15 protein-coding genes are annotated in these 13,571 nt (G+C 40.7%); 6 read left to right on the forward strand and 9 right to left on the reverse strand.

Annotation, left to right across the window (positions count from 1 at the left end):
- Positions 1-88: 88 nt before the first annotated feature.
- The 3 genes from hemH to VUI23_RS02535 are packed head-to-tail and all read left to right on the forward strand — an operon-like array spanning position 89 to position 2,194.
- Positions 89-1,168: a ferrochelatase gene (gene hemH / locus VUI23_RS02525; RefSeq protein ID WP_342806696.1), complete on the forward strand. Its 1,080-nt coding sequence runs from the start codon at positions 89-91 to the stop codon at positions 1,166-1,168.
- Entirely contained in the window at positions 1,165-1,599 is a 435-nt protein-coding gene (locus VUI23_RS02530) for a DUF4112 domain-containing protein (RefSeq protein WP_216049779.1), read from the forward strand. The genes hemH and VUI23_RS02530 overlap by 4 nt, the downstream gene beginning before the upstream one ends.
- Positions 1,586-2,194 carry a glutathione S-transferase family protein gene (locus VUI23_RS02535; RefSeq protein WP_342806698.1) on the forward strand — a complete coding sequence of 203 codons (609 nt, stop codon included), beginning with the start codon at positions 1,586-1,588 and terminating at the stop codon, positions 2,192-2,194. Before VUI23_RS02530 ends, VUI23_RS02535 begins: the two co-directional genes overlap by 14 nt.
- Positions 2,195-2,202: 8 nt before the next feature.
- Here VUI23_RS02535 and VUI23_RS02540 read toward each other — a convergent pair whose 3' ends face one another.
- The 3 genes from VUI23_RS02540 to VUI23_RS02550 all read right to left on the reverse strand — a co-directional run bounded on the left by VUI23_RS02540 (position 2,203) and on the right by VUI23_RS02550 (position 5,153).
- Positions 2,203-3,096, reverse strand: a complete 894-nt coding sequence (locus VUI23_RS02540) for a hypothetical protein (protein WP_342806700.1) — start codon at positions 3,094-3,096, stop codon at positions 2,203-2,205.
- Between the two features lie 97 nt (positions 3,097-3,193).
- Positions 3,194-4,087, reverse strand: coding sequence for a carbon-nitrogen hydrolase (locus tag VUI23_RS02545; protein ID WP_216049782.1), 894 nt, complete (start codon positions 4,085-4,087; stop codon positions 3,194-3,196).
- A 1-nt stretch (position 4,088) separates the two neighbouring features.
- On the reverse strand, positions 4,089-5,153 hold the full coding sequence (locus VUI23_RS02550; RefSeq protein WP_216049783.1) for an agmatine deiminase family protein: 1,065 nt from the start codon (positions 5,151-5,153) through the stop codon (positions 4,089-4,091).
- 172 nt (positions 5,154-5,325) lie between these two features.
- Between VUI23_RS02550 and VUI23_RS02555 the strand changes: the two genes are divergently transcribed.
- Together VUI23_RS02555 and VUI23_RS02560 are read left to right on the forward strand one after the other, a co-directional pair.
- A complete protein-coding gene (locus VUI23_RS02555) occupies positions 5,326-6,075 on the forward strand; it encodes a ferredoxin--NADP reductase (RefSeq protein WP_216049784.1) in 750 nt (249 codons plus the stop codon).
- 55 nt (positions 6,076-6,130) lie between these two features.
- On the forward strand, positions 6,131-7,321 hold the full coding sequence (locus tag VUI23_RS02560) for a tetratricopeptide repeat protein (RefSeq protein WP_303501297.1): 1,191 nt from the start codon (positions 6,131-6,133) through the stop codon (positions 7,319-7,321).
- 13 nt (positions 7,322-7,334) lie between these two features.
- Here the strand turns inward: VUI23_RS02560 and VUI23_RS02565 are convergent, their stop codons facing one another.
- The 4 genes from VUI23_RS02565 to soxR all read right to left on the reverse strand — a co-directional run bounded on the left by VUI23_RS02565 (position 7,335) and on the right by soxR (position 10,273).
- Positions 7,335-7,691 (reverse strand): hypothetical protein, encoded by a 357-nt coding sequence (locus VUI23_RS02565; protein ID WP_216049786.1) that lies wholly within the window; start codon positions 7,689-7,691, stop codon positions 7,335-7,337.
- A gap of 21 nt (positions 7,692-7,712) precedes the next feature.
- Entirely contained in the window at positions 7,713-7,901 is a 189-nt protein-coding gene (locus tag VUI23_RS02570) for a hypothetical protein (protein ID WP_216049787.1), read from the reverse strand.
- Between the two features lie 465 nt (positions 7,902-8,366).
- Positions 8,367-9,659, reverse strand: a complete 1,293-nt coding sequence (locus VUI23_RS02575) for an NAD(P)/FAD-dependent oxidoreductase (protein WP_342806702.1) — start codon at positions 9,657-9,659, stop codon at positions 8,367-8,369.
- Positions 9,660-9,805: 146 nt separating this feature from the next.
- A complete protein-coding gene (gene soxR, locus VUI23_RS02580) occupies positions 9,806-10,273 on the reverse strand; it encodes a redox-sensitive transcriptional activator SoxR (RefSeq protein ID WP_216049790.1) in 468 nt (155 codons plus the stop codon).
- Between the two features lie 273 nt (positions 10,274-10,546).
- On the opposite strand from soxR, the gene VUI23_RS02585 reads away from it, so the two are divergent.
- Complete coding sequence (locus tag VUI23_RS02585; protein ID WP_342806704.1) at positions 10,547-10,969, forward strand: VOC family protein; 423 nt, start codon at positions 10,547-10,549, stop codon at positions 10,967-10,969.
- A gap of 65 nt (positions 10,970-11,034) precedes the next feature.
- On the opposite strand, the gene VUI23_RS02590 is transcribed toward VUI23_RS02585, so the two are convergent.
- Together VUI23_RS02590 and VUI23_RS02595 are read right to left on the reverse strand one after the other, a co-directional pair.
- Positions 11,035-11,424 carry a VOC family protein gene (locus VUI23_RS02590; protein ID WP_216049792.1) on the reverse strand — a complete coding sequence of 130 codons (390 nt, stop codon included), beginning with the start codon at positions 11,422-11,424 and terminating at the stop codon, positions 11,035-11,037.
- 17 nt (positions 11,425-11,441) lie between these two features.
- Complete coding sequence (locus tag VUI23_RS02595; protein WP_342806706.1) at positions 11,442-13,556, reverse strand: alpha-amylase family glycosyl hydrolase; 2,115 nt, start codon at positions 13,554-13,556, stop codon at positions 11,442-11,444.
- Between the last annotated feature and the right edge of the window lie 15 nt (positions 13,557-13,571).

Genomic DNA, 13,571 nt, shown 5'->3' on the forward strand with positions numbered 1-13,571 from the left:
GGTTTGCATTGTTTAGCTTTAAGTTTTGTGCGCTAATCCAATTACGTGATTAGTGCGTAAAACTTATAAAATTGAGACCAAGTCATTAATGAAATATACAGGCAGTCCGAACTTTAAGCACAACCAGCCAGATAAAATAGGTGTATTGATAACCAACTTAGGTACACCGGAAGCGCCGACTAAGAAGGCTCTTAAAACTTATCTAAAAGAATTCTTATCCGATCCGCGAGTGGTTGAAATTCCCCGATTGTTGTGGTGGATGATTCTCAATTTAGTGATTCTAAATATTCGTCCCAAGCGCTCAGCTAAAGCCTATGCAACTGTGTGGGAAGATGAGGGCTCACCTTTGATGATCCATTCAATAAACCAAGCTGCGGCACTGAAAAAGACAATACAAGCAAAGTATGGCGAAGGAGTGATAGTTGACTTTGCTATGCGCTACGGCTCACCTAGCATCTCAGGCACGGTTGAAAAGATGATGCAACAGGGTGTACGTAAGTTAGTGGTTTTGCCTTTGTATCCGCAATATAGTGCTTCTACCTCAGCATCTACATTTGATGCCATAGCCGCAGATTTTGAAAAACGTCGTTGGATACCTGATCTGAGGTTTATTTCACAATACTGCGATCACCCTGAATACATACAAGCAGTCGCGGACAAAATCCGTCAGCATTGGCAACAACATGAACGTGCTGACAAATTAATATTTTCCTACCACGGCATTCCTGAACGTTATTTAACTAATGGTGATCCCTACTTCTGCCAGTGCCACAAGACCTCGCGCTTAATTGCTGAAAACTTAGGGTTGCAAAAAGATCAATTTCTAATTTGTTTTCAGTCTAGATTTGGTCGCGAAGAATGGTTAAAACCTTATACCGATCATACCTTGCAAAGCCTTCCAAAATCCGGTGTTGAGTCAGTCCAAATCGTCTGCCCTGGATTCTCTGTTGATTGTCTGGAAACGATAGAAGAAATTGGCGTAGAAAATCGTGACTATTTTTTAGAGGCCGGAGGAAAACGTTACGAATATATTCCTGCCCTTAATGATGATCCTGCGCACATCGATATGATGGCATCTATCATTGACAGTAATCTTCATGGTTGGGATTTGGCAGCAGACAATTCTTCTCGAGCAAATTTAGCTAAAGCTAAGGGTGCAACAATATGAATGGTAACGCCGCAGCTTCTATTGCCGCGCCAAAAGCTTTGGTACTGGCGCAAAAGCTAGCCAATATGTCGGATACGGCGGTACGGATACCGTTTACTAAAGTAAAATTCGGCCTCGACTTTATCATTGGATTGATTCCTGGGATTGGCGACATGGTCATGTTAATCGTGGGCGCTGTGATCATTATATTGGGCAAAAGTATTGGTTTACCCGGCCCGCTAATTTTAAAAATGTTAAAGAATAGTGTTATTGATTTTGTGTTAGGTTTAGTGCCCTTTATAGGCGATATTGCAGACATTTTTTACAAATCAAATCAATCGAATGTACGAATAATGGAGCGCTGGTGGCTGAGTCAAAACAAAGCAGCTATTGATGCTCATACCCAACAAACATTGGCAAATTGGCAGGATACTAAAAATGAAGATTTATGACACCCATACAGCGCCGACACCTAGAAGAGTAAGAATATTTCTAGCCGAAAAAGGCATTGATATGGAATACGTGCAAGTGGATTTAGCAAAAGGTGAAAATATTAGCCCCGAAATGCGCTTGAAAAATCCCATCGGAAAAGTTCCTATCCTTGAATTAGACGACGGCACTTGTATTGGTGAATCTGTGGCAATTTGTCGATATTTCGAAGCATTACAACCTGAGCCTGCGTTAATGGGCACGACTCCACTACAACAGGCACAGATTGAAATGTGGCAGCGCCAAGTTGAATTCGCTTTGTTTATGCAGGTAGGTATGTGCTTTCAGCATACCACAGGCTATTTTAAAGACCGCATGACCCCTGTACCAGAATACGGGGAAGTAGCAGGGATTTCTGCGAGTAAATACCTCAATGTGCTTGAGAAACGCTTGGGGCAAAGTGAATATGTAGCTGGAGATACTTTTTCCATTGCTGATATTACCGCTATGTGTGCAATTGATTTTGCGCGAGTGGTAAAAATCAAGCTCAAAGATGACCAAGTTAACTTGCAGCGTTGGTATGACTCGGTCAGTGCTAGGCCCAGCGCCAGTGCGTAATCACTGACTTAATTTAAATTAAGCCAGAGAGAATTGTCTTGTATGGGCGTGGAATTCGACATGATTGGATTTTCTAGCCTAAATATAATCCGGTTATCAACAGGAATTTGCTGCAACGCTTTTGAATGACCAGGATAGGCATAAAAATGTGTATCGAATGAACCATCTGCTAGCGCTGCTTTTAAGCCGAATTCGATACGTTCGGCTAATTGCTTATTTTGTTTAGTGACGAAAAAATAGATCGCGCTGGGGTAAACTAATAGGTGATGCGGATCGATTATTAAACTGTCGTCACCATTGCTCTCCATTTCCTCAATCACTTCAAGCAAAGATCGGGGAAAGTAGTCGACAATATTGCCTGCAACTAATTTATACATCGAACTGTGGGATATGGTCTTTTCGACTTTTAATCCGGCATTCTCTAAAACATAAACGTCCGGCCAATCGTGTCCCTGAATGGCGCTAAGCTCCGCCAGTTGAGCAAGACTCTTAATGTTTGCAAAGCTGGCTTCTTTGGTCTTATTAATTACCAATACTCTGTGCCCAATGAGCCCTTTTAAAAGAGGAATGCGTATGGCTAACGCGTTTTCTTCTCGACGAGTTGATGTGACTGTCCACATTAGGTCAATTAGCCCCGACTCGATGCTCTTGAACTGTCTTTCTTGACGCATTGCAACAGGTACGCCCTCGATTGCATAGTCACCGTATTTCACTTTGGATTTTTCGAGCGCCAACTTCAATACGCTAATAAAATAAGCGCCGTGTTTGTCTACACTATCTGTATTGTCGATATATTTGATTGGTTGCGCATTTAATGACATTGAAGTCAATGAAGAGAAAAAGAATACGACAAAGGTCAGCGGCCTAATAAAAATCATTATGCTAGGTTTGATTGGAGCCATAAACGACCTTTGTCTTTTACTTAATTTTCGTCGACCTAATAATAGTCAATTGCGCAAAAATAAGAAGGAATCAAATGCAATTCTGAACTTTTATCGCTCAATCTCGCCATCTACGGGTGATGTCTTGATACTCATCGATGCGTCTGTCTCTAAAATAAGGCCAAATTCGTTTAACTTTTTCTGTTCTTGCTAAATCTAACTCTACCATCAGGGTTTCTTCTTTGTCGCTGCTAGCTTGAGCAAGTACTTCGCCTTGAGGTCCAGTGATAAAGCTCTGTCCCCAGAACTGAATACCAGGATCACCGGCTACCGGAGATGCTTCGAATCCTGTGCGATTAGCCACAATAACAGGAACTGAATTGGCCACGGCATGAGAGCGTTGAATCGTTTGCCATGCATTAAATTGACGTTCTCTTTCGTCCGCAGTGTCGGTGTTGTCCCAGCCAATTGCGGTAGGGTAAAACAGCATATCTGCTCCTGCCATCGCCATTAATCGAGCTGCTTCTGGATACCATTGATCCCAGCAGACCAATACGCCTAGTCGACCAACACTAGTGTCAATGGGTTCAAAGCCTAAGTCTCCAGGGGTAAAATAGAATTTTTCATAAAACCCGGGATCATCTGGAATATGCATCTTGCGATACTTTCCAACCATACCCGCTTGGCGATCAAACACCACGGCAGTATTGTGATACAGACCGGAACCACGCTTTTCAAATAATGACGTAACTAAAACAATATTATGTTTAGCGGCCAACTCTGCAAAGTAATCGGTTGCAGGACCTGGAATCGTCTCTGCTAAATCAAAGTAATCGGTATTTTCTTCTTGGCAGAAATAAAGGGTACTGTGCAGCTCTTGTAACAGCACCAACTCACAACCATCAGCTGCAAGTTTGGCAACTTGCTTGGCACTTTTTTCCCAATTTTGGTTTTTGTCGTTGCTAGCAACCGCTTGTTGCACCAAGCCAACTTTTAACTTGTTTTTATTCATTTTATGCATCACATCCATAAACAGTTAAGCCATCGCTAAGGTTGTCGAGCACCTCAGGTTTTAATGTCCCCTTCGGGATCTGCATACTAATACAGTGCACACTGCCAAATTGTTGAACTAAAGGCAAACTATCTATGGGCACTATTGTGTAATCTGGATAGGCACTTGCGATTATATCCAGAGCCAGTTGATCTTCAGGTTGACGATATATAGGGCACAATACCTGATGATTTGAAATAAGGTAATTTGCATAAGATGCAGGTAAGCGCTCACCAACTTCATTGACTATATTTGGTAGGGGTAGCTCAAAAATTTCATGTTGAGGTAACAGTACTTTTAATTCATTCACAAGGGCATTTAGTCCGCTAAAATGAGTGTCCTCTGGTCGGTTAAAACAGGATTGAATTACAACACCATTGTCTTCAGTGAATCGCACTATGGTATCAATATGTCCATCTGTATCGTCGCCTTCTAAATGGCCATTTTCTAGAATGCTAACGCGACTAGCGCCCAAGTGTTTAATAAACATGGATTGATAGGCGGCAAGCGACAAATCGCCATTACGTTGTGGGTTTTGTAAACACAAAGCGGTTGACAATAAATGGCCGTGTTGATCTATTTCTAGCGCACCGCCTTCTGCTACTAACTCAACACTTTTAAGGGGCTCTTTACACAGCTTTGCCAACACATTTGCGTTAACCTTGTTGTCTAAAGATGCATCAAACTTATTGCCCCAACCATTAAAGGTAAACTCAATGGGCTGCATTTTTTTATCGTGTTGCAATGTTAAGAAACAATAATCTCTACACCAGGTATCGTTATAGTTAGTAATCACAAACATTAATTTGCAACAATTTTTGAGGAGCTCCTTAGCAGTATCTACTTCTTGCTCTCTAATCAGTAAGATCACCCCTGTATTATTTTGGGTTATGGCTTCAATTAGTTGCTTATAAGTATTTCTGACCTCTTTTAACCAAGGTTTCCAATCGGTTCTTTTGTCTGGCCACGCTAAAATAATGGCTTCTTGGGCATGCCATTCAGGCAACAATTTAAATTCTGGATTCATGAGTTATTTGGGTAATTAGATTCTGCGGAAATTATAACCTCAACCAATAATGTAACGGTACATTTTTATCTGTAGTCAATAAAACCAGATCCGTGGTCTTTTGATTAAGCCAATGGACTTTACCAATGAGCATGTTAAGTTAACCGCAATATTATCAACTTTGGAGCAAATTATGGCGCAATGGCATGATGGAAAAATTGTGAATCGAGTTGATTGGAATGATCATTTGTTTAGTCTGCAATTTCAATGTGACCAGTTTCCTAAATTTGTGGCAGGTCAGTTTACCAAAGTGGGTCTCACTCAAGCCGATAATACAGTTCTATCTCGACCATATTCATTGGTCAACTCGCCGAACGACGAGTATTTGGAAATAATTGCAGTTCCCGTTGAACAAGGCAGTCTCTCCCCTAAATTACATGAATTAAAAATAGGGGATAGCGTGAAAGTGATGTCACCTGCAACTGGATTTTTGGTTTTAAATGAAGTGCCACAAAGCGACATATTGTTTCTGATCGCCACTGGAACGGGGATCGGCCCCTTTCTATCGATATTAGAAAGTGATGAAATTTGGACAAAGTATAAGCATGTGGTGCTGGTTTATGGTGTAAGACACAATAGCGATTTAGCCTACCAACAGAAAATTCAAAAATGGCTCGAGCTTAAGTCTACGCAGTTTCATTTTGTGCCTATTGTTAGCCGCCAGCAGTGCGCTGATGCATTGACAGGACGTATTCCTGAGTTAATTAGAAACGGTGATATACAACGAAGTTGTGGATTTGAATTTGATCCCATCACTTGTCAGGTTATGTTGTGTGGCAACCCTGAGATGATTAAAGATACATTAGAGGTTCTTTCGGCTTTTGGTCTGAAAAAGCACCTGCGTCGTTCGCCTGGACAAATTAGTGTAGAGCGGTATTGGTAAGTTGCTCAGTATTAACGAATTGTGACGCAACAGTATATGTTTAAGGATAAAGTGAATGAAAAGACAGCCATTGAAAACCATTGGACTCTTAGCAATGTTAATTGGGTTGGGAGCTTGTCAAACTGCTAATGTAGTGACGTCTGATGATTCATTGCAAAATAAACATGAACCTAAAGTGTCTTTGAGTTGGCAATCTACTTTATTTACGCCTAGAGAAGTCGCTTCTGTCGATGATATTTTTCAGTTGACACAAAAGCAGCAAGAGGACTTCGAAGCCTATTATTTTGCCGAAAAAAACGCTCATATTGAAGGACATGAACGTCTCTACAACTATTTAGATATGATTCTGTATGGTTTTGATTACCGAGGGGATACTTATACTGCATCTGATGCCCTAACTAAGCACAGTGGTAACTGTCTTTCATTGGCGATTTTAACCACAGCATTGGCAAATTTAGTGGATTTAGACATTCGTTACCAGCGCGTAAATGCTGCGCCAATTTATCAGCGCTACCATAACGTGATGACCTTATCGTCGCACGTAAGAACCCATGTCTTTGCGCCGGAAACGGAGGTTAAGGAAAACGAAATTGTTGTTGCTAGAAAAAAAATGATAATCGATTACTTCCCAGAAAAGGGAAATGTAAGAGGTGACTTTCTGAATGAATCGCAATTCTTATCAATGTATTACCAAAATTTAGCGGGCGATAGTTTAATCGCTAAAGATTATGACCTTACCTATTCGCTGCTAGCTAAAGCAATGGAAATCAACAGTGAAGATCCAGAAACGTTAAACACGCTTGCGGTTTTATACAAAAACCTGGGTGACTTAGCGAGGGCTGAGAAAATTTATCATTACGCTTTAAATAACACCTCGGGCTCAGTCAATATTTTAAGCAACTATGCAATGCTACTAACAGAGCAAAACCGACAAGATGAACTATCACGTTTGCAGGAAAAGCTATCGTCCATTGAGGATGATAATCCCTATCGTTGGTACGATATCGCTAATCGACATTTTGATAGAGATGAGCTTATCTATGCTTTGCGATATTTTAAAAGGTCGGTTAAAGCTGCTCCATACTTGCATGAAGGTTATTTCGGTTTAGCAAAAACCTACTATCAAATGGGCAAAATAGAATCAGCCAAGCAGAATATGGATACAGCGGTGGAATTAACCTTTACCCCTCAAGATAAAGTCTTGTATCAGGCAAAATTGAAGGTATTAGCCATAGAAAAAAACTAGTTTCTAAAACCCGTTAATTTAACTGTTTTTTTAACAACTGGCCGTTACGTTCAATTACATCAATCAGCGGAATGAAACCCGCCGGTGTAGATAGGTTTGCAAAACCGTTTGCCATCTCCACCAAAACGTCTCCAAATTTAGATTGTCTGCTAGGCTCTGGCGCGTAATCCACAGATAAATTATCGACATTTACCCATGCGGTTGGTCCACCAGATGCAGCAAAAGCGATATCTAATTCTGAGTGTTTAACCCGTGTTGCTAACTGATATAAATGAATATTCTGGATGACTGTAGAAATGAGTACTCTTTCGTTTTCCACATTAGCCAGCAAGTCCATTAGTTTATCTTGTGCGTGAAAAACATAGATCATGATTGCCTCGATATCGGTTTGTTATCCCATTACAATCACATTTTTATCATTATCGACACCATTGGCAATGATAATTTCAAAACTAGACTTGCATTTTTGACAACCCATGGTTTGCGGTTTGTTCATGATTTTGGTTTGATGATTATCGAGGCTATTTGCGGATAAGCAAATAGGGCACAAACATTCCAATAAAGCTTCTGTTTTAAGCATGACATTTCCTTTTGTCTTGTTGGTTTTAAATTTGAATCAGAACAGAGAACCAACTGCGTGCATATTTTGACGGTATTAATTTTTGATGCAAGTGTTTTTGTTGGAATTATGTTCAACTCGGGGCAAGATAACACTCATCAGTCCAGTGAAAATCCCTTTTTACCCTCTTTTTGAAGGGTTTTCGAGGACTAGTAGCCCCATGAAATGTGATAACTTAAAATTTAATACCATTTTCAGCGAGCAAATTTAGTATGCCAATTATGGATACATTCATCGCTTTTTCCATTGCCTCCATAATAATGAGTGTGTCACCAGGCCCGCCAAAGCTGTATATATTGGCCAGAACCATGGCTGATGGACATAAATCTGGTATTGCGGCTGCCTCTGGAATGGCAATAAATTCATATGTAGTAGTTCATTCCTCTAACTTAAGGGACCAAGCTAGAGGAATGCTGAAGGTTGCGCTTAGTGGAGCTTAAGTTTAGGGCCCACAATATTGCTCACTTTGCGACTTAGTAAAACCAAAATCGCCTTTAACCAGCCGTGCACCGCAAATTGATGCATGTTGTACAGTGAAATATAAACCAGTCTTGCCAATCGTCCTTCAATAAACATACTACTACTTACTAGGCTGCCCATCAGACTACCCACGGTACTGTATTTGCTGAGGTGGACTAATGAACCATAATCCACATATTTGTAGTCTTTCATCACATTGCCGCGGACTATGCCAATGATATTAGCTGCGACTGTATCGGCCATTTGATGGGCTGATTGTGCTCTAGGTGGTACCCATTTACCGTTGTCCTGTATAAAGCCACAGCAGTCGCCTAAAACAAAAATGGTTTCACAGGTCGTGCTTTGCAAATGTTTATTAACTAAGATTTGCTGCGCTCTGTTGGTCTCAAATACACCTAATTGTTGAATGAAATCGGGGGCTTTTACACCTGCCGCCCAAACCAGCAGATCAGCTTCAATAGGCTTGTCGTCTGAGGTGATGAATGCGCCTTTCCTAGCACTTGAAATTCGTGTATTTTCCAACACATCGACACCCAGCTTTGTTAGTGCGATACGAGCAGAGGTGGCAATACGTTCTGGTAGAGCAGGCAAGATACTTTCACCGGCTTCAATAATACTTATTTTTAATCGTGAAGCTGACATTTCAGGCATACCATAATTTTTAGCTAAATTTGCCACATGATGTAATTCGGCAGCTAATTCAGTACCTGTTGCACCGCCTCCAACAATGGCAATACTCAACTTTGCTGAATCAGACTTTTCTTGATTAATTCGTAAAAGCTGATTTAACAGTGCTTTATGGAAACGTTCCGCTTGAGATAGAGAATCTAAGAAGAAACTGTGCTCGGCAACACCTGGGGTGCCAAAATCATTACTAACGCTACCAACGGCTAGCACTAAATAGTCGTAGTTGATGGTTCGTTCTTTTAGCAATAACTCACCAGCATCGTCATACAAGGGGTCAAGATAAATAGTTTTATTCTCAGCATCCACGTTACTCATTGTGCCTAACTGAAAATGATAGCCAAATCGAGCTGCATGCATTCGGTAATCCACACCATCTGAGTTTTTATCAATCACTCCAGCGGCCACCTCATGCAACAAGGGTTTCCATAGGTGTGTTTGGTTTCGATCAACCAAGGTGATGTGGGCTAATCCTTTCTTGCCTAACTTTTTACTTAACTTACTGACAAGTTCGAGTCCGCCGGCGCCTCCGCCAACAATGACAATTCTTAACATATTGATTCCTAAATAGTATTTTGAAATTGGTGGCAAACAAAAAAGACGGTATTGAAGTCAGAAGAAGAGCGCCAAAGCGTGACATGAATGAGCTGATTACCGGAAAAATGCCTTACCTGAATCATGCCAAATAAAGCGTAAAAAGTCTATGTATTATCCTTCAGATCAGATGATCTCTGGCGGTCTAAGAGCACGGGGCCAGGACCTTCAATGGCGAGGTTATCTTGGGGGTTATATATAGGGCAAGATTTCATCGATAAGCACCCGCAGCCGATACAGCCGTCTAACGAATCTTTTAGTTTTATCATGCTTTGAATGCGCGCTTCTAACTGTTGTTGCCAATTCCGAGATAGCTTGGCCCAATCTTGTTTTGTCGGCGTTCTTGACTGAGGTAAGGTTGCAAAAGTGAGTTTAATGTCTTGTAGACTGATGCCTATTTTTTGGGCGGCTTTTATCACCGAGACTCGTCTTAAAACATCCGCTTTATAACGTCGTTGATTTCCTGAATTACGCCAACTTTGAATGAGACCCTTTTGTTCGTAGAAATGCAGCGTTGATACTTTTACACCGCAGCGTTTGGCCACAAACCCAACGCTTAGCTCTCTTTCGGCCATGATGATTCCTTTTGTCGTTTTTTTTTAAGAATATGAAAAAAAGTCCTTTACCTCAAGTTAACTTGAGGATTTATTCTGTGCTCATAGACAACAAAACATATAACTTTGGAGAGCATCATGCAGACACCTCAAGAAAATCAATTACCAACAAAACAACAGCAAACTCGAAAACTATTACAGTTCAAACCTTGTATAGCCAAAACATCAACTATTCGTTTAGACAACTTTTTAAGTTTGTTTAATAACACAATGAAATTAAAGTGAGGTATGCAAATGATCCGTTTAGAACATATCAATATTGTCGTCAAAGACATGCAAGAAACATTAAATTTTTATCAAGCCGCGTTTCCACACTGGTCTATTCGCCACCAAGGCAATGCTAATTGGTATGGAACCCAAAGAAATTGGCTACATTTTGGCGATGAATATAACTATCTTACGTTCAACGACAATGGAAGTGGTGAAAATAGGGACTTAAAAGGTAGTCAATTAGGGCTGGCCCATATGGCGTTTGAGGTAAGGGATATTTCGGCACTTTTAACTCGAATGCAAAGTGCTGGTTTCGAACCCCACAACCTAGGCGCTAAAAATCAATTTAGAAAAAACATGTATTTTATTGATCCGAGCGGCTTTGAAATAGAATTTGTCGAATATCTATCAGACATACCCGGTCAAAGGAATAACGCCGACGATTAACTAAGTGGAAAAGTTCGCAGGCATAGGTTGATGGATGTGACACGGGGGCTAACCCCCTTATCACTTTAATCTTGGTACACTTCCAATGGTAAGTTGTCAGGATCGGCGAAAAAGGTAAACTCCCGGTTTGTATATTCATCTATTCGAATCGGCTCGGGAATAATACCTTTGGTCCGCAAATAATCGCAAAAATCACTTACCGAATCGACTTTAAAAGCCAAATGTCTGAGTCCCTGAGCTTCCGGTCTAGAGGGCCGTTGAGGGGCTCCGGGAAATGAAAACAGTTCGATTTGGCTGCCATCAGGAAGTGCTAAGTCGAGTTTGTATGAGTCTCGCTGAGCACGATAATTCTCTGCCACTATTTGAAATCCTAAAATGTCAGTATAAAAGGCTTTAGAATGCGCATAGTTGCTACAAATAATGGCCACATGATGAAAGCCTTTTAATTTAGTCATACTCGTCTCTGAATAAGTTAATTGATGTGGTTGATAGTACGTTCAACATCTGTATTTTTTTCAAGGGAAAAAGTGTGTACTACGCTTTTTCCTTGCCAATCGCTAATCGAAACTCGAATATCCTTGGCTGCCAGCCGGATAAATTTTTGTTTATCAATAATGGCTGAATATGGCGGGGTGTTATCTTTGGCGACTAATTCATATTCGCCTTGTTGATTGCTAATTTCAGTGGTTACTTCAAACAGTGGTAATGGGCTTGAAACTTGTTCAGCAAGTCGGTAGTCAAAACGTATTACACGCCCTTGAGATTCCGTTCCTAAAAATTCCAGTTCTACTAACTCGGTATTCTCAATGGCTGAATTCGCTTTTAAAACTGTATAGCTAAGAGCTGGCAAGGTAATTAGTATGTCATTGCTATCCATACTAAATTTTCTGCTACCATCTATCCATTGATAGCCGTCACTGCTGGCTTTTAACCTAATAGTTTGCGGCTGATTAGTTGGATTGAAGGCCAGTAAATATTCTGTAGAGTCTTGTTTATCCACTCTGGATATTGCAAAAGCATATTCACTACCTTCGCTTGCGCGGTTAAAGGCGAATCCACGACGCAAAGTAGGGTGATCCATACGCAGTTGTGCTAGTTTTTGCAAAGCGCGATATATTGGGTGGTTTTGATCAAAGTTCTCCGTTGCCGTTGTTGCTTCTGTGCCAAGTAAATCCAATTCATTATAGGCAGCTACTTTTGAAGGAAACATATCTTCTCGTGCGCCAACATCGCCCCCAGTGCCAACAAAGCCTTGTTCATCACCATAATAGACCACCGGAATGCCACGAGATAAGTACATGAAAGCATGAGAGAGTATATCTCGCTTGAGCTTTTCTTCTGCACTGGCATTAGGCAAACTTTGATTGATAAAAAATCCGGCCCTTCCCATATCGTGATTTCCTAAAAAATTCATTAATAAATCAGATTGACTGTCATTGTCGTTGTAAAAGTCATCATTTTCAAAAAGCTGATAGATTTCTTGAGCCGGCTTATTTCGATAAAATACATTGGCGGTCGCGTCCTGAAATCCAAAGTCGAGGACCGAAGGCATTTTACCCAAAGTTGTATAGCTACTTAGTTCTATAGGATCCGCGCTGTATACTTCACCAAAAATATGAAAGTTAGGTATGCCTTGTTGTTTTGCATGGTTTAAAATTGCCGGACTAAACGAAGACCAAAACACCATATCCACGTGTTTTACGGTGTCGATTCGAAAACCATCAGGTTTGAATTCGCTAATAATGTTTTTATAAATTTCGATCATACCGGCAATCACTTGTGGATCTTTTGTATTTAAGTCGTCAAGCCCTGCAAAGTCACCGTTAATTGCGCTCTCGCCTTGCCATATACTATCACCTTGATTGTTATAGTATTTAGGGTCATTCAGCCACGCGGGAACTTTCACATTTTCGTTGCCTGCAGGCACAAATGCTGTGTACTTGTCGCCACTTTCTAATTGCGCTTTGGATTTATAAGGGCAGGTCCTTTCGTCTATAAAACTGCCGTCTGAGTTATGACACTCTTGATAACTGATAACATCCGCAGTGTGATTAGTAATGATGTCGAAAAATATTTTGATACCCTTATCATGAGCAGCGCTTATTAAATCCTTAAGGTCTTGGTTGCTGCCAAAATGCGGATCGATTTGGGTAAAGTCGAGAATCCAGTAACCGTGATGAGCATAACCATCGGATTGAATTGCTTTGTTGCGTAAAATCGGTGTCATCCAGATTGCACTGATCCCGAGTTCCTTCAGGTAATCTAATTTTTGCTCTAATCCTTTGATATCACCGCCATGAAATCCTTTAATGTCATCAATACTATATCCACCTTGGGAGATTGGAATGGATTTTGAACCCATATCGTTATCGGGATTGCCATTGTAAAAACGGTCAGGCATAACGAAGTAAAAAATATCGTCGCGCACATCTCGATTTAAATAGTCGTCGTAAATATCAGGGAAAGATAAAGTTATTGGATCTGATATGACTTTTTGCGTACCTGATGAGGGCAGCTCTTGCTTGGAACAAGCAAATAAAAGAGAGCAGCTGAATATCAGAGTAAGTAGGGTATTTAGGTATTTCATAATGGGCTCTCTTTA

It is taken from the genome of Alteromonas sp. M12 (genome assembly GCF_037478005.1).
Classification (GTDB): domain Bacteria; phylum Pseudomonadota; class Gammaproteobacteria; order Enterobacterales; family Alteromonadaceae; genus Aliiglaciecola; species Aliiglaciecola lipolytica_A.